Raw genomic sequence first — 22352 nt, forward strand, 5'->3', positions numbered from 1 at the left:
TTGACGGGGGTTCAGGCCTGTCGGCCGGGTTCGGCCAGGAGGGCCTTGACGACCTGCGGTCCGGTGTCGGCGTTGGTCAGTGCGACCAGTCCGCTGCCGTGCGCGAGGCGGGCCGTGGCGACCGCGTGGTAGCCGGCGACGGTGCCCGCGTGGCCGTACTCCGTGTCGGAGCCGGTGGTGTCGACGAGGGTGCCGAGCCCGTAGAGGGTGTCGGGGTGCGCGGTGAGCATGAGGCGGGCGGTGTCGGGGCTCAGCAGGGCCCCGGGCAGGCCCCGGTGGGAATCGCGCAGGGCCAGCAGGGCCCGGGCGAGGTCGGTGGCGGTGGTCCACATGCCGGCGGCCGCGGTGTCGGTGCGCGTACGGCCGGCGGCCGCGGGCCGTCCGCCGTCGTGGTGACCTGCGGCGGCGCTCCCGGGGAGCCGGCCGTAGCCGGTTCCCGCCATGGCGAGCGGCTCCAGGACGAGGGCGCGCATCACCTCGGCGAACGGTGCCCCGGTGGTGTCCTGCACCAGCTGTTGCAGGACGGCGTAGTTGGCGTTGGCGGCGCGGAAGACCTCGCCGGGTACGGACTCCCGGCGGACGGAGGTCCGCAGCAGCCGGGAGAGCGGTACGTGGGGCTCGCCGGTGTACGCCGTCAGTCCGGAGCGGTGACCGAGGAGCAGGCGGGCGGTGACCGGCAGGTCCGCCCCGGATCCGGGGACCCGCCAGGTCGTGAGGCGGGTGTTGACGTCCTCGTCGAGGTCGAGGAGCCCGTCCTCCACGAGGCGCAGGACGCCCAGGGCGGTGACGAACTTGGTCGCCGAGCCGACCCGGAAGGCCGTGTCGGGGGTGACCGGGCGCGATCCGCCGGCCCGCAGGGTGCCGTGGGCCTCGGCGGTGGCGATCCGGCCGTCCTCGATGACGGCCAGCGAGACGCCGGGGACGGCGTGCTCGGCCATCAGGCGGGCCGGGCCGCCGGGGCGGTGTACGTCCGCCGCGGAGTTGGCGGTCGCGGACTCCCCTGCGGCGGCGGCCGCCAGGGCGGCGAGCGTGGTGTGCCGGTAGAGCATGACGGCGCTCACGGCGAGTCCGTGCTCCCGGGCGCCGACGATCACCTGGGGCACCAGGACGGAGTGCCCGCCGAGGGCGAAGAACCCGTCGTCCCGGCCTACCCGTTCGGTCCCCAGGACCTGGCGCCAGACGGCCGCGAGGACCTTCTCCGCCGGGGTGCGCGGGGCCTCGTACGCCACGGCGCGCGCGGTGGCGGCCGCGTCGGGGACGGGCAGTGCCCGCTGGTCCAGCTTGCCGTTGGGGGTCAGCGGGAGGGCGTCGAGGGCGGTGAAGGAGGCGGGGACCATGTACTCCGGCAGCCGGGCCGTGCAGTGCGCGGCCAGCGCCGGGGCGGAGTCCGTGGCCCCTCCCCCGGTCTCCGGGACCCAGTAGGCCGCCAGGCGGACGTCGCCCGGGCGGTCCTCGCGGGCCACCACCACCGCCTGGCGGACCAGGGGGTGTTCCTGGAGTGCGGACTGGATCTCGCCGAGCTCCACGCGGTAGCCGCGGATCTTGACCTGGTGGTCGATGCGGCCGAGGAACTCCAGGCTGCCGTCCGGCCTGCGGCGGGCCAGGTCCCCGCTGCGGTAGAGCCGGGATCCGGCCGGGCCGTAGGGGTCGGGCACGAAGCGGTCGGCGGTCAGCGCGGGGCGTCCGAGGTAGCCCCGGGCGACGCCGGGGCCCGCCACGTGGATCTCGCCGGGGACGCCGATCGGGACCAGGTCGCCGGCCGGGTCCAGCAGGTGGATCGCCAGGTCGCTCAGCGGGCGGCCGATGGCGTTGCCGGCGCCCTCGTCGAAGTCCCGCCGGGTGAGCCGGTGGTAGGTGGAGTGCACGGTGGTCTCGGTGATCCCGTACATGTTGACCAGGGCGGTGCGGCCGAGGCCGCAGCGCTCCACCCACGGGCGCAGTTCCGGGATCTCCAGCTTCTCGCCCGCGAGGACCACGGCCCGCAGGGCGAGCCGGCCGATGCGGGGGTCGCCGTCCGCGGCGGCGGACACCAGGGACCGGAAGGCCGTGGGGGTCTGGCTGAGGACGGTGACCTCCTCCCGGGCCAGGAGGTCCAGGAACTCCTCGGGCGAGCGGGTGGTCTCGCGGTCCACGACGACCAGCGTGCCGCCGTGCAGCAGGGCTCCCCACATCTCGAAGACGGACACGTCGAAGGCGTAGGAGTGGGACATGCTCCAGACGTCCGACCGGTCGAATGCGTAGTGCTCCTGGGCCGTCGTCAGCAGGCGGACCACGTTGGCGTGGGTCAGCGCGACGCCCTTGGGGCGGCCCGTCGAGCCGGAGGTGTAGATCGCGTAGACGAGGTTCTCCGGAACGGACACCGGCGCCGGGTCGTGCGCGGGCTCGCCGTCGGCGTCCCCGGGGAGGATCCGTACGCCGTCGTACACGTCGTCGAGCAGCGGGGCGAGCTCCCGGCTGGTGACCAGCAGCCGTGCCCCGGCATCCGCGACGATGTGGCCGAGCCGCTCCACCGGGTTGGCCGGGTCCAGCGGCAGGTAGGCCGCGCCGGACTTGAGGATGCCCAGCAGGGTGGGGATCAGGTCGCGGCCGCGCTCCAGGCAGACGCCGACCAGCTGTTCGGGTCCGGCGCCCAGCGCCCGGAGCCGGTGGGCGAGCCGGTTGGCCCGCTCGTTCAGGTCGCGGTAGGTGAGGGAGCCGTCGTGGGCCCGGACGGCGACGGCGTCGGGGGTCGCCGCCGCCTGGGCCTCGAACAGCTCGTGGAGGGTGCGGTCGACGGGTTCGGCGGCCGGGCCGCTCGCGGCGGAGCCGAGCAGCCGCTCGCGCTCCCCGGCGGGCAGGTGGACCGTACGGGCGTTCCCGCCGAGGCCGCCGGCCATGGCTTCCAGTACGGCGCGGTACATCCCGGCCAGCCGGTCCGCGTCGGCGCGGCCGAGGAGGTGGGTGTCGGAGTGCAGGCCGATCCGGCTGTCGCCGTGGACCTGTACGGAGAGGCCGAACTCGGTGGGGGCCTCGCTGACTCCGGCCGCGCCGTCCACCCGGGCGGCGTCGACCTGGTGGAAGTCCACGTAGTTGAAGTGGACGTCCAGCATCCGGCGGCCGCCGCCCCACTCCCGCTGCACGGCGGGCAGCGGGTAGCGCCGGTGGCCCCAGATCTCGGTCTCCCGGGCGAAGACCTGGCGCAGCAGCTCGCCCCAGGTGCGGGCGGTGCGGTCGTGCGGGAACGGCAGGGTGTTGAGGAGCATGCCGACCAGCCGCTCGGCGCCCGGTGCCTCGGGCCGGGTGTGGAAGACCACCCCGGTGTGGAAGGCGGCGGCGTCGGTGAGCTGGCTCATCACCTTCAGGTGGGCGGCGAGGACCACCGTCTTGAAGGGGACGCCGGCCTCCAGTGCGCGGGCGCGGAGGGCCTCGGCGAGGTCGTCGATCGGGATCCGCACTCCGTACTGCTCGCGGGGGCGGGCGGGGTCGCCGGCCCATTCCGCGGGCGGCACCAGCGGGGAGTGGCCGGTGGCGACCCGCTCCCAGAAGGCGCGGTCGGCCGGCGAGTCCAGGGATTCCAGCTCGCCCGCGATCACGTCGGCGAAGCGCACGGGCGGCGCGGTGTACGGGGCGGGGTCCCCGGTGTCGCGGATCTCCCGGTAGGCATCGAGGAGTTCCATCTGGAGGGTGTGCTGGCTCCAGCCCTCCAGGATGACGTGGGACTGGGTGAAGGTGAGCCACCAGGTCCGCTCGTCCTCGCGGTGCGCGGCGACGCGCAGCAGCGGGGCGTCGCCGAGCTCGAAGAGGTGGGTGCGTTCGGCGGCGACGAAGGCGCGGAACCGCGTCTCCAGCGTGGGGCGGTCCTCTCCGCGCAGGTCGTGCACGGTGAACGGGACTTCGGCTTCGGCGTGGACGATCTGGAGCGGCACCGAGTGGCCGGTGATGCGGACCGAGGTGCGCAGGACGTCGTGGCGGGCGGTGACGGTCCGGACGGCCCGTGCCAGCGCCTCGGCTTCGAACGGCCCGTCGTCGTGGATCCGCAGCGAGACGACGGTGTGGTAGGCGCCGCGGCCGGTGTCGTCACCGAGCTGTTCGGCGACCATGGCGAGCTGGACCTGGGACAGCGGGTACGCGTCGGCCGCGTCGGCGGGCAGCGCGGCCCGGTCGGCGGCGGTGACGAGCGCGAACGGCGCGGTCCCGGCGACGTCCCGCGGCCCGGCCGGCCCGGCGTGGGCGGCGAGCGCGGCGATGGTCCGGTGCGTGAACACCTCGCGTACGGAGGCGCGGTAGCCGGCGGCGCGCAGGGCGCCGACGAGGGCCACGGCCCGGATGGAGTCGCCGCCGAGCTCGAAGAAGTCCTCGTCCGTGCCCGGGGTGTCCACGCCCAGGACGCGGGCCCAGACCTCGGCGAACACGGTCTCGGCCGGGGTGCTCGGGGCCGCCTTGGGGCCGGCGGTGTCAGGGCCCGCGGCCGGAGCCGGCAGGCCCTTGCGGTCGATCTTGCCGTTGGCGGTGAGCGGCAGGGCGTCGAGGACCACGAGGGCGGTGGGCACCATCGCGGCGGGCAGGAAGGTGCCGAGTTCGGCGCGCAGGGCGGCCGGGTGCAGCTCGGCTCCGGCGGCGGGCACGAGGTAGGCCACCAGGCGCTGGACGCCCGGGGTGTCCTCGCGGACCACGGCGGCGGCCGCGGAGACCTCGGCCCGCTCGGTGAGCACGGCCTCGATCTCGCCGAGTTCCATGCGTACGCCGCGGATCTTGACCTGGTGGTCGACGCGGCCGAGGAACTCCAGGCTGCCGTCGGCGTTCCAGGCGGCCACGTCCCCGGTGCGGTAGAGCCGGGTGCCGGGCGGGCCGTAGGGGTCGGGCACGAACCGCTCGGCGGTCAGGGCGGGGCGGCCGCCGTAGCCGCGGGTGACTCCGTCGCCGGCCACCCAGAGCTCGCCGGGCGCGCCCACCGGGACCTTCCGCAGGTCGGCGTCGAGGACGTGCAGGCGGGTGTTGCGGACCGGGCGGCCGATGGTGACGCGCAGGTCTCCGATGGGGTCGCGGGCGCCGATGAGGGCGTGCGTGACGTCGTCGGAGCATTCGGTGGGCCCGTAGGCGTTGACCATCGGGATGCCGGGGAAGCGGTCGAACCAGCGGCGGGCGAGGTCCGGCGGCAGGGCCTCGCCGGTGACGACCATCCAGCGCAGGTAGGGCAGTTCGAGGGTGAGTACGCCCGCGTCCCAGGCGTCGAGCGCGGCCCGCAGCAGGGAGGGGACGACCTCCAGGACGGTGGCCCGTTCGGCGGCGGTGCGCGGGAAGAGCTCCAGGGGGTCCGCCGCCGTGTCGCGGTCCTCCACGTGGACGCGGCCGCCCGAGGCGAGCGCGGCCAGCATCTGCCACACGGAGATGTCGAAGGCGAGCGGGGCGTTGTGGACCACGGTGTCCTGTGCGGTGAGCGCGAGGTCCTCGATCTTGGCGAGGAGGTGGTTGCCCATGCCCCGGCGGTGCACCAGGACTCCCTTGGGGCGGCCGGTGGAACCGGAGGTGTAGATGACGTACGCCAGGTTGTCGCCGTCGGCGAGCGGCTCCGGATCGGTCTCGGGCAGCCCGGCCCAGGGGGCGGCCGGCTCCTCGTCCAGGATGCCGTCGAGGGAGACGGCCGTCGGGAAGTCCCCGTGGGCGGCGGCGGGCTCCCCGTCGGTGAGCAGGAGCCGTACTCCGGCGTCCGCGACGAGGAAGGCGAGCCGCTCGGCGGGGTACGCGGGGTCGAGCGGCAGGTAGCCGCCGCCCGCCTTGAGGACGGCCAGGACGGCCAGGACGGTGCGCGGGGAGCGCTCGGCCAGGATGCCGACGACCGTGTCGGGGCCGACACCGAGGCCGCGCAGCCGGTGGGCGAGGCGGTTGGCGCGGGCATTGAGCCGCTCGTAGGTGAACTGCGCGCCCTCGTCGGTGCTGAGCGCGATCCGGCCGGGGCGGAAGGCCGCGTACTCCTGGAAGAGGAGTTCCGGGGCCGACCACACGGGGTCGGCGGAGGTGCGGTTCCACTCGGCGAGGCGGTGTTCGTCGCCGTGCGGCAGCAGGGCGGCCCGTGCGTCGCCGTCGGGGTCGGCGGCCATGTGTTCCAGGGCCGTGCGGTACATCTCGGCGAGGGCCGCGCCGCGGTCGCGGGAGAGGACGGCGGTGCTGGTCTTGAGGGTGAGGCCCTGGCCCGAGGTGTTGACCTCCAGCGCGAACTCGGTGGCGCCGGAGCCCTTGGTGGTGGCGAGGTCCACGGTGGCCCCGTCGACCACGTGGAAGTTCTGGTAGTTGAAGATCACGTCGATGACGCGCTCCCCGCCGGCCTCCCGCTGGATCTCCGGGAGGGGGAAGCGCCGGTGGGGCCACATCCGCGCCTCGCGGGCGAAGACCTCCCGGATCAGTTCGCGCCAGGTGGCCGCGGTGCGCCGGTGCGGGAACGGCAGGGTGTTGACGTACATGCCGTAGACCCGGTCGGCGCCGACGACCTCGGGGCGGGTGTCGCAGACCAGCCCGGTGTGGAAGGACTCCTCGTCGGTGAGGCGGGCGAGGACGGTGAGGTGGGCGGCGAGCAGGACGCTCTTGAGGGAGGCGCCGCAGGCCGAGGCCAGGGTGCGCAGGCGCGGTTCCAGGTCGCGCAGCGGTACGGACAGGTCGTAGTCCTCGTCGGGTGCGTCGGCGGCGGCCCGCCAGGCGGCCGGCAGGGCCAGGGGTGCCTGGCCGGTCACGGTCTCCCGCCAGAAGGCGCGGTCCTCCTCCGAGGCCAGCGAGGCCAGTTCGGCGGCGACGGTGTCGGCGAAGCGGACGCCGTCCGCCGGCCGGGTGTCGGGCCGGGAGCCTTCGCACAGCTCCTGGTAGACGCCGATGAGCTCCATCAGCATCGAGTGCTGGCTCCAGCCCTCGGTGATGGCGTGGGACTGGGTCAGGACCAGCCACCAGCCGTCGTCCCCGGTGTGGGCGGCGGCCCGCCACAGCGGCCGGCCGGCGTCGACGTCGAAGACGGCGGCGCGTTCGGCGGCGAGGAACTCCCCGAGCGCCCGCTCGCGCTCCGGCTCCGCGAGTCCGCGCAGGTCGTGCAGGGCGACCTCGACCGGGGCCTCGGTGTGCACCAGTTGGACGGGGACGGAGCAGCGGGTCAGGTCGAAGGAGGTGCGCAGGACCTCGTGCCGGGCAGCGACGGTGGCGACGGCGCGGCGCAGGGCCGGTCCGTCGAAGGGGGCCCGGTCCCTGACCCGGTAGGCGGCCGCGTGGTGGTAGGCCGCGCCGCTCCGGCCGGGGACTTCGCCGGCCAGCATCTCGACGAGCATGCCGGTCTGTACCTGGGTGAGCGGGTAGGCGTCGTCGAGGCCGGCGGGCAGGGCGTCCCGGTCGGCCGGGGACAGCAGTGCGAAGGGGGCGACGTGGCCGTCGGGGGCGGCGGGGGCGGAACGGCCGGTGATCAGCTCGGCGAGGCCGGCGACGGTGCGCCGCTCGAAGAGGTCCCGTACGGACACGTCGAACCCGGCGGCGCGGACGGCGCCGACCAGGGCGACGGCGCGGATGGAGTCGCCGCCCACGTCGAAGAAGCTGTCCTCGACGCCGGCGAGTTCGGGGTCGAGGGCCAGGACCTGGGCCCATATCTCGGTGAGCCGGGCCTCTACGGGGGTGCGCGCGGCGGTGGCGCCCGCGCCGCCGGCGGCCCGGTCGGACGCGGCCGGGGCGGGCAGCGCCCGGTGGTCGAGCTTGCCGTTTGCGGTGAGCGGGATGCGCTCCAGGGCCACGAAGGCCGCCGGGATCATGTGGTCGGGCAGTTCGCGGGCGAGGTGGGCGCGCAGTTCGGCCGGGCGGGGCAGCCGGTCCGCCGCCGGTACCGCGTACGCGACCAGTCGCCGCTCCCCCGGGGTGTCCTCGCGCAGGACGACGCGGGCCCGGGCGACGCCCTCGTGGGCGGCGAGGCGGGTCTCGATCTCGCCGAGCTCGATGCGGTAGCCCCGGAGCTTGATCTGGCCGTCGGCGCGGCCCAGGTACTCCAGGGTGCCGTCGGGGAGTCTTCGGACCATGTCGCCGGTGCGGTAGAGCCGCGATCCGGGCGGGCCGAAGGGGTCGGGCAGGAAGCGGTCGGCGGTCAGGGCCGGGCGGCCCAGGTAGCCGTGGGCCAGGCCCGCGCCGCCGACGAGCAGTTCGCCCGGGACGCCGCGGCCCACGGGCCGCAGCCAGGCGTCGGCCACGTGGGCGGTGCTGCGCGGGATCGGTCTGCCGATCGGCACCGACACGGTGTGCGGGGCGAGTTCCGCGATGTGGTGGGTGGTGGAGAAGGTGGTGTTCTCGGTGGGGCCGTAGCCGTTGAGGAGGCGGCCCGGTGCGCCGTGCGCGAGGACGGTGCGGACGGTGACCGGGTCGAGGGCCTCGCCGCCGATCAGGACCGTGCCGACGCCGGCGACGGCGTCCGGCACGGTGGCGACGGTGTGGTTGAACAGCGAGGCGGTCTGCCACAGGTGGGTGACGCCGTGGGCGCGCAGGGCGCCGGCCAGGGCCCGCGGTTCCAGCACGGTCTCGCGGGCGAGGACGACGGTGCGGCCGCCGTTGAGCAGCGGACCCCACAGTTCGAGGGTGGCCGCGTCGAAGGAGATGGAGCCGGCGTGCGCGAACCGGGTGGCCGCGTCGAGCTCCAGGCCGGGGGCCTCGCGGACGAGGCGGACGACCGCGCGGTGCGGGACGGCGACGCCCTTGGGCGTGCCGGTCGAGCCGGAGGTGTACATCACGTACGCCAGGTGCTCGGGGCTCGCGGGGGCGCCGGGGCGGCCGGCCGCGGCGGCGGGCAGGGTGTCCGCGTACAGGTCGTCCGCGTACAGGGTGGGTCCGGACCAGCCGGGCAGCGGGCCGGCCTGGTCCCCGGTGGTCACCAGTGCGGCGGCCCGGGCGTCCTGGGCCATGAAGGCCAGCCGTTCGGCCGGGTACCCGGGGTCCAGGGGCAGGTAGGCGGCGCCCGCCTTGAGGACGCCGAGGAGTACGCAGACCAGCGCGGCGGAGCGTTCCAGGCGGACGCCGACGACCGCGCCGGGCTCGACCCCGGCGGCGGTGAGCGCCTGGGCGACCGCGGTGGCCCGGGCGTCGAGTTCGGCGTAGCTGAGGTCGGCGCCGTCCGCGGTGACGGCGACGGCGTCCGGGGTCTCGGCCGCGCGCGCCTCGAACTCTCCGTGGACGGTGGTGAGCGGGGCGGGCGCCTCGGGGGCGCTCCCGGATGCGGAGACGGCGAGCCGGTGCTCGGCGGGCGGCAGGTGGTGGCCTTCCAGGGCGGGGCCGCCGGCTCCGGTGGTGGCCATCGTCTCCAGGACGGAGCGGTACATGGCGGCCAGCAGGTCCGCGTGGTCCTGGGTCAGGGTGCGGGTGTCCGAGCGCAGGCTGACGACCCCGTCGAGGGTGGTGACCCAGAGGGAGAACTCGGTGGAGCTGCTGTTGATGCCGTTGCCCTCGTCCTCGGCGCTGTCGTGGCCGGCCGCCCCGAAGTCGAGGTGGCTGAAGAGCACGTCGACGAGGCGGCGGCCGCCGCCCCACTCGCTCTGGAGCGCGGGCATCGGGTACGTGCGGTGCGGCCAGGCCTCGGTCTCCCGGGCGAACACCAGCCGTACGAGGTCGCCCCAGGTGGCGGCGGTGCGCTGGGCGGTGTCGTGGGGGAAGGGCAGGGTGTTGAGGTACATGCCGAGCAGCCGGTCGGCGCCGGGGGTCTCGGGGCGGGTGTGGCCGACCAGGCCGGTGAAGAACTCGGCCTCGTCGGTGACGCGGGCGAGCACCGTCAGGTGGGCGGCGAGCAGCACGCTCTTGAGGGGGACGCCGGCCTCGGCGGCGAGGGCGCGCAGCCGCGGGGTGAGGTCGGCGTAGGAGCAGCCGGCGGCGACCGGGGCTGGGTCCGTGCCGTCGGTGCCGTCCGCGGCGTCGGTGGCGGACCAGGCCGCGGGCAGGGTGAAGGGGGCTCGGCCCTGGATGACGGAGGCCCAGTAGGCGCGGTCCTCGGCCGAGTCCAGCGCGGCGAGTTCGGCGGCGACGGCGTCGGCGTAGCGCAGGGCGGGCGGGGTGGCGGGCGGCTGCTCGCCGGCGCACAGGGCGCGGTAGGACTCGACGAGTTCGCCGAGCAGGGTGTGGTAGCTCCAGCCCTCCAGCACGGCGTGGTGCTTGGTGAAGGAGCAGCGCCAGGTGTCCGGGCCCTGGACGTGGACGTGGACGCGCAGCAGGGGCGCGGCGGAGGCCAGGTCGAAGGGGAGGGACCGTTCGGCGGCGGTGAAGGCCGCGAGGGCGGCGCGGCGTCCGTCCCCGTCGAGGGCGGACAGGTCGGTGTGGGCGAAGGGGACGGCGGGCTCGGCGTGGACCAGCTGGAGGGGCGCCGTGTACGAGGTGAGGTCGAAGGAGGTGCGCAGGATGTCGTGGCGGGCGGTGACGGCCCGCAGGGCCTGCGCGAAGAGGGCGGCGTCGAAGGGCCGTTCGTCCTTCAGCAGGAAGGAGGTGAGGTCGTGGTAGGGGTTGCGGCCGTCGCCGGCGATGCTCTCGACGATCATGCCGAGCTGGTTCTGGGAGAGCGGGTAGGCGTCGGTGAGCCCGGTGGGCAGGGCGGCCGCGTCGGCGGCACTGATCAGGGCGAACGGTGCGACGGCCGGCGCCGGTCCGGCGGGCGCCGGGCGGCCGGTGATGCGCTCGCACAGGGCGGCCACGGTACGGCTCTCGAAGACGTCCCGCACGGTGACGTCGTACCCGGCGGTGCGCAGGGCGCCGACCAGGCCGACGGCGCGGATGGAGTCGCCGCCGAGCTCGAAGAAGCTGTCCAGGACGCCGACGCGGTCGGCGCCGAGGGCGGTGCGCCACACGGCGGCGACGCGCTCCTCGGTCTCGGTGCGCGGGGCGGTCCAGGCGGCGCGGCCGGCCCGGGCGGGGGCGGGCAGGGCGCGCTGGTCGAGCTTGCCGTTGGCGGTGAGGGGCAGCCGGTCGAGGGTGACGAATGCGGCCGGGACCATGTAGTCGGGCAGCAGGGCGGCGCAGTGCGCGGCCAGCTCCTCGGTGGCCACGGCCTCGGTGGCCACGGCCTCGGTGGCCACGGCCTCCGGGGCGAGGTCGTCGGAGGAGGCGGCGGTGGCAACGAGGTAGGCGACCAGGCGGCGGTCGCCCGGGGTGTCCTCGCGGACCACCGTACGGGCCTCCGCGACGGCCGGGTGGCCGCTCAGCACGGTGTCGATCTCGGCGGGTTCGATGCGGTAGCCGCGGACCTTGACCTGGTCGTCGCCGCGGCCGAGGAACTCGACGTCGCCGCCCGGGAGTACCCGGGCCAGGTCGCCGGTGCGGTAGAGGCGGGCGCCGGCGGGCCCGTACGGGTCGGGCACGAAGCGGTCGGCGGTGGCCCCGGGCCGCCCGGCGTAGCCGCGGGCCAGGCCGGGGCCGCCGACGTAGAGCTCGCCGGTGACGCCGGTGGGTACGGGCTGCATCCGGGCGTCCAGGACGTACTGGGCGGTTCCCGGGACGGGGCGGCCGATCGGTACGACCTCGCCGACGGGGGTGCGTGCGGCGGTGACGTCGAAGACGCTGTTGCCGACGGTGATCTCGGTGGGGCCGTACTCGTTGACCACGCGGCCGCCGCCGAGCAGGTCGCACCAGTGGGCGGCGGTGCGGGTCAGGAGCGCCTCGCCGCCGACGACGAGCACCGGGGCGAGGCCTTCGGCGCGGCCGTCGCCCAGCTGATGGCCCAGCTGGTGGCCGAGCATCTCCAGGTGGCCGGGGGTGAGTTTGACGAAGCCGTACGGGCCGTGGGCGACGAGCCAGTCGCCCAGTTCGGACAGGTCCCGGCCGGGGCCGAACAGGTGCACCGCGCCGCCGGCCAGCAGGGGGGCGTAGAGGGTGGGGACCACGAGGTCGAAGGCGACGGAGGAGAACAGCGGGGCGTCCCGGGAGGTCCCGGTGGCGAGGTAGTCCTCCACGGCCCAGGCTAGGTATCCCGCGAGGCTGCGGTGGGAGATCTGGACGCCCTTGGGGCGGCCGGTCGATCCGGAGGTGTAGATGACGTAGGCGAGCTCGTCGGGGTCCGGGTCGAGGCGGGCGGATCCGGCGGGGCCCGGGGGCAGTTCGCCGTCGGCCAGGAGGACGGGGACGGCTCCCCCGGTCACTTCGGCGGCGAGCCGGGCGTGGGCCGCGTCGGTGACCAGGACCGGGGATCCGGCGTCGGAGAGGACGGCGCGCAGCCGCTCGGCGGGCCAGGAGGTGTCCATCGGGACGTAGGCGGCGCCGGCCTGCCAGGCGCCGGTCAGCGCGGGCAGCAGGTCGGGGGTGCGGTCGAGGAGCACGGCGACGACGCTCCCGGGTCCGGCGCCCAGGCCGCGCAGGGCGTGCGCGACGCGGCCCGCCCGGTCGTGCAGTTCGCCGTGGCGCAGGGTGGCCCCGTCGGCGACGACGGCGGGGGCGCCGGGGGTGCGGGCGGCCTGCTCCGCGAGGAGCCGGGGCACGGTGGTGGTGACCGGGTCGCCGGGGGTGTGGGCCCAGTCGCCGAGCAGCAGGGCGCGTTCGGCGGCGGGCAGGAGCGCGGCGCGGGCGTCGCCGTCGGGGTCGTCGGCCATGGACTCCAGCACGGCGCGGTACAGGGCGGTGAGCCGGTGCACGGCGGCCCGGTCCAGGGCCTGCCGGGAGGCGGTCACGAAGATGTGCCCGGCCCGGGAGGAGACGGTGAGGGGGAACTCGGTGGGGCTGTCGTCCAGGCCTTCCGCGTGGTCGATCGTCGCGGCGTCGACCTGCCGGAAGTCCTGGTAGTTGAAGTACACGTCGAGCAGCCGGCCGCCACCTCCCCAGGCGCTCTGGATCGCCGGGAGCGGGAAGCGGCGGTGGGCCCACAGTGCGGCCTCGCGGTCGAAGACCTGGCGGACCAGCTCGCGCCAGGTGGCCGCGGTGCGGTCCATCGCGAAGGGCAGGGTGTTGAGGTACATGCCGTACACCCGGTCGGCTCCGACGGCCTCGGGGCGGGCGTCGCAGACCAGGCCGGAGTGGAAGGACTCCTCGTCGGTGAGGCGGGCGAGGACGCTGAGGTGGGCGGCGAGCAGCACGCTCTTGAGGGAGGCGCCGGCCTTGACGGCCAGGGCGCGCAGGGCCGGTTCCAGGTCGCGCCAGTCGGCGGCGTCCTGGAGGGTGCCGGCGGGTTCGCCGGGCGCCGGGCGCCAGGTGGCCGGGAGGGTGAACGGGGCGTGGGAGGTGACGACTTCTTCCCAGTGGGCGCGGTCCTCGGCCGATTCCAGGGAGCGCAGTTCCCCGGCGATGAAGTCGGCGAACCGCAGGCCGGGCGCCTCGAAAGGCTCGGGTTCGGGCTCGCGCCCGTCGCGCACCGCCCGGTAGACGCCGAGGAGTTCCATCAGGAGCGAGTGGTGGCTCCAGCCCTCCAGCAGCGGGTGGCATTCGGTGACCGAGAGCCACCAGCCGCCGTCCTCGGTGGCGTGGGCGAAGAAGCGCATCAGGGACGGGGTGGCCAGGTCGAAGAGACGGGCCCGCTCGCGCTCGGTGTGGGCCAGCAGCGCGGCCCTGACCTCGTCGGCGCCGAGGCCGGAGAGGTCCTGGTGGCCTACGGGGAGTTCGGCCGCGGCGTGCACGATCTGGAGCGGGACCCCGTAGCCGGAGAGGTCCATGGAGGTGCGCAGCACCTCGTGGCGCGCGGTGACGATCCGGGCGGCCTCGGCCATCGCGGCCGGGGCGTACGGGTGCTCGTCGCGGATCCGGAAGCTGGAGACGTTGTGGTAGAGGTTGCGTCCGCCGTCGCCGGTCAGCATCTCGATGAGCATGCCGAGCTGGTTCTGGGAGAGCGGGTAGGCGTCGGTGGCGCCGGCGGGCAGCAGGGCCCGGTCCTCGACGGAGATCAGCGCGAAGGGCGGTACGCGGGTCTCGGCGGGGGCGGCGGGGCGGCCGGTGATGAGCTCGGCGACGCGGGCGACGGTGCGGTGGCCGAAGACGTCGCGGACGGCGATGTCGAAGCCGGCCGCGCGCAGGGCGCCGACGAGGGCGACGGCCCGGATGGAGTCTCCGCCGAGCTCGAAGAAGTCGGCGTGGACGCCGAGCCGGGCGGTGCCGAGGACTTGCGTCCAGACGGCGGCGACCTGCTCCTCCACGGGCGTGCGGGGGGCGGTGGCGTCCAGGCCGGGGGCGGCGGCCGCGTCGGCCGGGGCGGGCAGGGCGCGCTGGTCGAGCTTGCCGTTGGTGGTCAGCGGGATCGCGTCGAGGGGGACGAGGACGGCGGGGACCATGTACTCGGGCAGGGAGCGGGCCAGTTCGGCGCGCAGGGCGCGGGTGTCGGTCGTACGGGCGTCGGTCGCGCGGGCGGCGTCGGTCGCGCGGGCGGTGTCGGTCGCGCGGGCGGCGTCGGTCGCGCGGGCGGCGTCGGTCGCGCGGGCGGCGTCGGTCGCGCGGGCGGCGTCCGCGACGAAGTACCCGGTGAGGCGGCGGTCGCCGGGGGTGTCCTCGCGGACGACGACCACGGCCTGGCGGACGCCGTCCAGGGCGGCCAGTGCCGATTCGATCTCGCCGAGCTCGATGCGGTAGCCCCGGATCTTGACCTGGTGGTCGATGCGGCCGAGGAACTCCAGGCTGCCGTCCGGCCTGCGGCGGGCCAGGTCCCCGGAGCGGTACATGCGGGATCCGGCCGGACCGTACGGGTCGGGTACGAAGCGTTCGGCGGTCAGCGCGGGGCGGCCCAGGTAGCCGCGGGCGACGCCAGGTCCGGCCACGTGGATCTCGCCGGGCACGCCCAGCGGCACGAGGCGGCCGCCGCGGTCGAGGAGGCGGATGCGGAGGTCGGAGAGGGGGTGGCCGACGCGGTTGGGCGCGTGGCGGTCGAGGTCCTCGGCGCCGACGCGGTGGAAGGTGGAGTGCACGGTGGTCTCGGTGATCCCGTACATGTTGACCAGCGCGGGGGCGTCCAGGCCCATGCGGTCGGTCCAGGCGCGCAGTTCGGCGGTCTCCAGCTTCTCCCCGGCGAAGACGACGTGCCGCAGGGCGAGGCGGTCGAGGCGCGGGTCGCCGTCGGCGGCGGCGGTGACCAGGGCCCGGAAGGCGGTGGGGGTCTGGCTGAGGACGGTGACCCCGCGGTCGGCGAGCAGGGTGAGGAACTCGTCCGGGGAGCGGGTGACGTCCTGGGGGACGACGACGAGGGCGCCGCCGTGGAGCAGCGCGCCCCACATCTCGAAGACGGAGACGTCGAAGGCGTAGCTGTGGAACATGCTCCAGACGTCGGTCGCGTCGAAGCCGTAGTGCTCCTGGGCGGTGCTCATCAGGCGCGCGACGTTGGCGTGGCTGAGCGCGACGCCCTTGGGGCGGCCGGTCGAACCGGAGGTGTAGATGGTGTAGATGAGGTTGTCCGGGGTCGCGGCGGGCGCCGGGTTCTCTGCGGGGGCGGCGGCGACGGCCGGGGCGTCGGCGCCGTCGAGGACCACCAGGGGGCCGTCGTGCACGCCGTCGAGTACGGGGGCCAGCGCGGTGCTGGTGAGGACCAGGCGGGCGCCCGCGTCGCGGACCACGTAGGAGAGCCGGTCGGCGGGGTTGGCCGGGTCCAGGGGCAGGTAGCCGGCGCCGGACTTGAGGATGCCGAGGAGGGCGGGGAGCAGCAGCGGGCCGCGCTCCAGGCAGAGGCCGACCAGCTGTTCGGGTCCGGCGCCCAGGCCGCGGAGGTGGTGGGCGATGCGGTTCGCCCGTTCGTTGAGCTCGCGGTAGGTGAGGGTGTCCGGGCCGGCGACGACCGCGGTGGCGTCCGGGGTCCGGGCGGCCTGCCGCTCGAACAGCTCGTGCGGGCAGGCGGTGACGGGCTCCTCGGGGCGGTGTCCGGCCGGGGCTCCGGTGGCTATTGCCCGCTCGGCCCCGTCCAGGATCCGCAGGCTCTCCACGGGGGCGTCCGGCCGGTCGACGGCGTCTTCGAGCAGGAGGGCGAGGTGGCGGGCCATGCGGCGGACGGTGTCCTGGTCGAACAGGGCGGTGGCGTACTGGAGCTGGGCCTCGAAGCCGCCGTCGGGGCGCTCCAGGACGCGCAGCGAGAGTTCGTTCTTGGAGACGCCGTCGCTGTCCAGGAAGGGCTCGACGCGCAGGCCGGGCAGGTCGAAGGCCTCGTAGCGCTGCTCGTGGAGGGTGAAGCCGACCTGGTAGAGCGGGGTGCGGGACATGTCGCGCCGCGGCTGGAGCTCGTCGACCAGGCGGGCGAAGGGGACGTCCTGGTGGTCGAAGGCGTCGAGCACGGTGGTGCGGGCCCGGCCGAGGAGTTCCGCGAAGGTGTCTCCGTCACTCCAACGGGCGCGCAGGACGAGGCTGTTGATGCCGTAGCCGATGAGCTGCTGGAGTTCGGGCCGGGTGCGCCCGGAGACCACGGTGCCCACGGGGACGTCGGTGCGCCCGGTCCAGCGGGACACCAGGAGCTGGAAGGCGGTGAGGAACACCGAGAACGGGGTGGTGTCGTGGGCGAGGGCCAGGGCGCGCACCCGCCCGTCGAGGCCGTCCGGGAGGGGGCACGGCACCTCGGCGCCCCGGTGGTCGCGCACGGCGGGCCGGGGCCGGTCGGTGGGGAGTTCCACGGGCTCGATGCCGGCGAGGGCGCCGCGCCAGTAGTCGAGCTGGCGCTCCAGGCGGGCGCCGGTGAGTTCGGCGCGCTGCCATGCGGCGAAGTCCGCGTACTGGAGGGCGGGGACGGGCAGCCGGGTTTCGCGGCCCTGGGCGTGGGCGGCGTAGAGGGTGGAGAGTTCCCCGGCGAAGACCTGGGTGGACCAGGCGTCGCAGGCGATGTGGTGGAAGACGAGGGCCAGGACGTGGTCGTCCTCGGCGAGGCGCAGCAGGGTGGCGCGCACCGGCAGGTCGTGGGTGAGGTCGAAGGGCGTGGCCAGTTCGCGGGCGAGGGCTTCGCGGGCGGCCCGCTCGCGGCCCTCGGGGCCGCCGTCGGCGGGGTGGCGCAGGTCGGTGAGGGCGAGGCCGGCGGGGCGGGCGGCCTCGACGATCTGGACGGGCTCGGCGCCGTCCATGGCGTAGCGGGTGCGCAGGATCTCGTGGCGGGCGCACACCTCGTCGAAGGCGCGTTCCAGGGCGCCGGTGTCCAGGGCGCCGCGCAGGCGCAGGACGAGCGGGACGAGGTACTCGGTGCTCTCGGGCTCCAGCCGGCCCAGGAACCACATCTGCTGCTGGCCGTGGGAGAGCCGCAGGGGCGCCGAGCGGTCGGCGGCGGGGATGGCGGGGCGGCGCCGGCCGGCGCCGGTGCGTCCGGCGAGCCGGCGGCGCAGCAGCTCTTCACGGGCGTCGGCGGCCGGGAGGGCCGGCTGTGCGCTGTGGTCGATGCTCATGCGTGCTGCTCCTCGTCGGAAAGCTGGTCGGCGAGCGCGTCGATCTCGGCGCGTATGGCGTCCTCGACCGCGCGGGCCTGGCCCGCGACGGTCGGCTGCTCGAAGACCGTGCGGACGGGCAGGTGGATGTCGAACTCGTCCTGGAGTTCGGCGATCAGGCGGATGGCGAGGATGGAGTTGCCGCCGCTGCGGAAGAAGTGGTCGTGCGCCGTGACCTCCCGGCCCAGGACCCCGTGCCAGATCTCGGCGATGCGCTGCTCGGCGAGGGTCAGGGGGGCGGCCGGGCCCGCCGGGCCGGCCTCGGGGGCGGCCGCCGGGTCGGGCAGGGCCGCCCGGTCGAGCTTGCCGTTCGCGTTCAGCGGGAGCGCAGGTACGGGTACGAGGACCGGCGGGATCATGTAGTCCGGGAGCCAGCGGGCGCAGTGGGCCCGGAGCTCCTCCTCGGTCGGTGCCGGGCCGCCCGCGGCGACCGTGTAGCCGGCCAGGGCGAGTTCGCCGGAGGCCGTGCGGTGGGTGACGACGACCGCGTCGCGCAGCCCGGGGTGTCCGGCGAGGACGGTGCGGATCTCGCCGAGCTCGATGCGGTGGCCGCGGATCTTGACCTGGTCGTCGCCGCGGCCGAGGAAGTCGACGGCGCCGCCGGGCAGTCGGCGCACCAGGTCGCCGGTGCGGTAGAGGCGGGCGCCGGCGGGCCCGTACGGGTCGGGCAGGAACCGGTCGGCGGTGAGTCCGGGGCGGCCGAGGTAGCCGCGGGCCACGCCGGTGCCGCCGACGTGCAGTTCACCGGTGGCGCCGAGCGGGACCTCGCGCAGGTTCGGGTCGAGGACCCGCATCACCATGCCGGGCAGCGGGGAGCCGATCGGGACGACGCCTTCGGCGACCGGGGCGGTCAGCGGGTGGACGCAGGTGCCGACGGAGGCCTCGGTCGGCCCGTACTCGTTGACGAGTCCGCCGGGGCCCAGCAGGCGCGCCCAGTGGTCGGCGAGGGAGCCCTGGAGGGCCTCGCCCGCGACGACGACGACCGCGGCGAGGGCGGCGGCCTGTTCGTCGCCGAGCTGGTGGCCGAGGATCTCCAGGTGACCGGGGGTCAGCTTGAGGAAGCTGTACGGTCCGCCGTCGGCGAGGCGCTTGCCCAGTTCGGACAGGTCGAGGTCCGGGGGCAGCAGGTGCACGCTCTGCCCGCGGGTCAGCGGGGCCCACAGGTTGGGTACGACCAGGTCGAAGGCGACCGAGGAGAAGACGGCGCTGCCGCCTTCGCCGGCCCCGGCCAGTGCGTCGGCGGCCCAGGCGAGGTGGTGGGCCAGGCCCCGGTGCGGGACGCCGACGCCCTTGGGGGTGCCGGTCGAGCCGGAGGTGAAGATGACGTACGCCAGCCGGTCCTGGTCGGCGGGGACGGCCGGGTCCGCGGCGGGGGCGCCGGCGATGCGGCCGTCGGGGTCTTCGAGGTCGACTACGGTGCGGCCGCCGTCCGCGAAGCGCTCGGTGTACCCGCCGCGGGTCAGGACCGTACGGGCACCCGCCGCGTCGAGCATCGCCTCGACGCGTCCGGCGGGGAACGCCGGGTCGAGCGGGACGTACGCGGCTCCGGCCCGCCAGACGCCCAGCATCGCGGCGTGCAGGTCGGGGCCGCGGTCGAGCAGGACCCCGACGACCGTCTCGGGGCGGATGCCCAGCGACCGCAGGTGGTGGGCGATCCGGTTGGCGCGGGCGTCCAGTTCGGCGTAGGTGAGGCTGAAGCCGTCGCCGCGTACGGCGGTCGCGCCGGGGGTGCGGGCGGCCTGGGCGGCGACCAGCTCGGGAACGGCCGGGCCGGCGGGCAGGGCGGGGGCGGCGCTCCGGGCGGCGACCTCGGCGCGCTCCTCGGGGCCGGCGAGCTCCAGCGCGTCCAGGCGGACTCCGGGGTCGGCGGCCACGGCGGCGAGGACCCGGGTGAAGTGTCCGGCCAGGCGTTCGGCGGTGGCGGCGTCGAAGAGGGAGGTGGCGTACTCGAAGGCGCCGAAGAAGGAGCCGTCGGGGCCCGGGCGCATCATCAGAGTGAGGTCGGTGTGGGCGGTCCGCCAGGCGTCCCGCAGGTCGGCGCGGTCCTGCTCGTCCTCGACGCGGCCGTTGAACTCGGCCCCGTGCAGGTCGAAGGCGACCTGGTAGAGCGGGGTTCGCGAGAGGTCGCGGTCGGGTACGAGCTCCTCCACGAGGCGTTCGAAGGGCAGCTCGGGCTGGGCGAAGGCGTCCTTGGCGGTGGCGACCACGGTGTCCAGGGCCTCGGCGAAGGTCCGGGAGCCGTCGAGCCGGCAGCGGAGCACGAGGCTGTTGAGGAAGAAGCCGACGACCCCTTCGAGTTCGGGCAGGCCGCGGCCGGCCACCGGGGTGCCGATGGAGAGGTCCCACTGGCCGCTGTGGCGGGCGAGTACGGTCGCGTACGCGGTCAGCAGGGTCATGAACGGGGTGGCGCCGTGGCGCTTGCCCAGGGCGGTGAGCCCGTCGACGACCTCGGCCGGAACACCGAAGAGGGCGGCCGCGCCCTTGCCGTCGCGGACCGCGGGGCGGGGCCGGTCGGCGGGCAGGGCCAGTTCCGGCGCTCCGGCCAGCTCGGTGCGCCAGTGCGCCAGTGCCGGGGCGAGGACGGCCTCGGTGAGGCGGCCGCGCTGCCAGACCGCGTAGTCGGCGTACTGGACGGGGAGGGCGGGCAGGACGGAGTCGAGCGGGCCGGCGCCGCGCAGCGCGGCCTCGGTCAGCAGGGCGAACTCGCGCTCCAGGATGCCGCTGGACCAGCCGTCGGTGGTGATGTGGTGCATGGCCAGGCCGAGGACCTGGCTGCCGTCGTCGGCGCGGACCAGCAGGGCGCGCAGCAGCGGGCCGTGTTCCAGGTCGAAGCCGTGGGCGCGGTCGGCGGTGAGCAGGGCTCCGGTTTCGCCGGGGGCCGCGCAGGCGGTACGGACCTCGACGCGGACGGCCGGGTCGGTGATCTGGAGGGGTTCGCCGCCGGTCTCGACGTAGCGGGTCCGCAGGGACTCGTGACGGGCGGTCAGGGCGTCGACGACCCGCTGGACGGTGTCCCGGCCGGCCTCGGCGGGCACGTCGAGCTGGACCCAGGAGACCCAGTCGGGGCCCTGGGGGGCGATGCGGTCGAGGAACCACATGCCGCGCTGGCCGTAGGAGAGCGGCAGGGGCGCGGTGCGCGGGACGGGGCGCGGGCCGGGCTCGTCCGCGGGGTCGAGCAGCGCGGCCTGTCCGGCGAGGGTGGTCTCCACGAAGAGCCTGCGGAGTTGGATCTCGCGGCCGGAGGCGGCGCGCAGCCGGGAGGCGAGGCGGGTCAGCTGGAGGGAGGTGCCGCCGAGCCAGAAGAAGTCGTCGTCCAGGCTCACCGAGTCGACCTTCAGGATCTCCTGCCAGACGCCGGCGACGAGCCGTTCGGCGGCGGTGGCGGGCGGGCGGTGGCGGGTGGCGCCGGTGTCGGCCGTGGTGCCGGGAGCGGGCAGCGCGCGCCGGTCGACCTTGCCGCTGGTGGTGAGCGGGAAGGAGGCGAGCTCGACGAACACGCCGGGGACGTGGGTGGCGGGCAGTCGCTCCTGGAGGAAGCCGCGCAGGTCCGGAAGGGTCTGGCCGTCGCGCAGGCGGACGTAGCCGGCGAGCCGCTTCGCGCCGTCGGGCAGGGCGTACGCGGTGACCACGGCGCCGGCCACGGCCGGGTGCGCGGCAAGGTGGGCCTCGATCTCGCCCGGCTCGATGCGCACACCGTTGATCTTGACCTGGTCGTCGAGGCGGCCGAGGAACTCCAAGACGCCGTCGGCCCGCCAGCGCACCCGGTCGCCGGTGCGGTAGACGCGGGAGCCGTCCTTGGCGTAGGGGTCGGGGACGAAGCGGTCGCCGGTCAGGCCGGGCCGTCCGGCGTAGCCGCGGGCGACGCCGGTGCCGCCGATGTGCAGCTCGCCGGGGGTGCCCGCGCCGACGGGGGCGCCGGCGGGGTCGGTGACGAGCAGCCGGATGCCGTCGATGGGGCGGCCGATGGGGACGAGGCCGGAGGTCTGTGCCGGGTCGAAGCGGTGGGCGGCGACGTCGATGGAGGCCTCGGTGGGACCGTAGGTGTTCCACAGTTCGGCGCGGGACAGCTCCCGCAGCCGCTGGGCGAGTTCGGCGTGCAGCGGCTCGCCGGCGCAGGTGACGGCGCGCAGGGAGGCGCAGCGCTCCCAGCCGCTCTCCTCGACCAGCATCCGCAGGACGGAGGGGACGACCTGGAGGACGGTCGCCGCGCTGTCGCCGAGGGCGCGGACCAGGGCGGCCGGGTCGCGCTCGGCGCCCGCGGGGGCGATGAAGACGGAGGCGCCGCAGGTCAGGGGGGCGAAGATCTCCCAGCAGTGCGCGTCGAACGTCGGCGCGGTCTTCTGTAGGACGCGGTCGGCGGGGGTGAGGGCGAGGCTGCGCACCGCCCAGGCGACGCGGTTGGCGATGCCGGCGTGGGGGACGACCACGCCCTTGGGGCGGCCGGTGGAGCCGGAGGTGTGCAGGACGTAGGCGGCGTTGGCGGGGTCCGGGCCGGCCTCGGGCGCGTCGGCGGGCAGGGCCGCCAGGGTCTCGCCGAGTTCGGCGGGGACCACGGGGCGGGCTCCGGCGGCGAGGACGGCGTCGGCCGCGTCCGCCGAGGTGACGGCCACGGCGGCGCCCGTGTCCTTGACCAGCCAGGCCAGTCGGGCCGGGGGCTGCTCCGGGTCGAGGGGTACGTACGCGGCCCCGGCCTTCCAGACCGCGAGCAGGGCGGTGACCAGCTCGTGGCCGCGCGGGAGGCAGACGGCGACGGGCACGTCGGGGCCGGCGCCCAGGGCGCGCAGGTGGTGGGCGAGCTGGTTGGCCGAGCGGTCGAGTTCCGCGTAGCCGATGCTGCGCCGGCCGTCGACGACGGCGACCGCTCCCGGGGTCCTGTGCGCCTGACGGGCGACGAGGTGGTGGGTGAGGGGGATCTCGTCGGGCGAGCATCCCGTCCGCGGTTCGGACATAGCGTGGCACTCCTAGTGAGATCGTCGGGCGAACCCCGGAAGCGGTGGGTGCGGGCGGGCCGTGCGCGCGGGTGCCGGGGTGCCGGGA

2 protein-coding genes are annotated in these 22352 nt (G+C 75.7%); both read right to left on the reverse strand.

Annotated elements, in window-relative coordinates:
* Positions 1-11: 11 nt before the first annotated feature.
* Positions 12-17276, reverse strand: a complete 17265-nt coding sequence (locus ACFXDJ_RS20225; RefSeq protein WP_384650565.1) for an amino acid adenylation domain-containing protein — start codon at positions 17274-17276, stop codon at positions 12-14.
* Entirely contained in the window at positions 17273-22264 is a 4992-nt protein-coding gene (locus ACFXDJ_RS20230) for an amino acid adenylation domain-containing protein (protein ID WP_384650562.1), read from the reverse strand. Before ACFXDJ_RS20230 ends, ACFXDJ_RS20225 begins: the two co-directional genes overlap by 4 nt.
* Positions 22265-22352: the final 88 nt, after the last annotated feature.

It is taken from the genome of Streptomyces sp. NPDC059443, assembly GCF_042750105.1.
GTDB lineage: Bacteria > Actinomycetota > Actinomycetes > Streptomycetales > Streptomycetaceae > Streptomyces.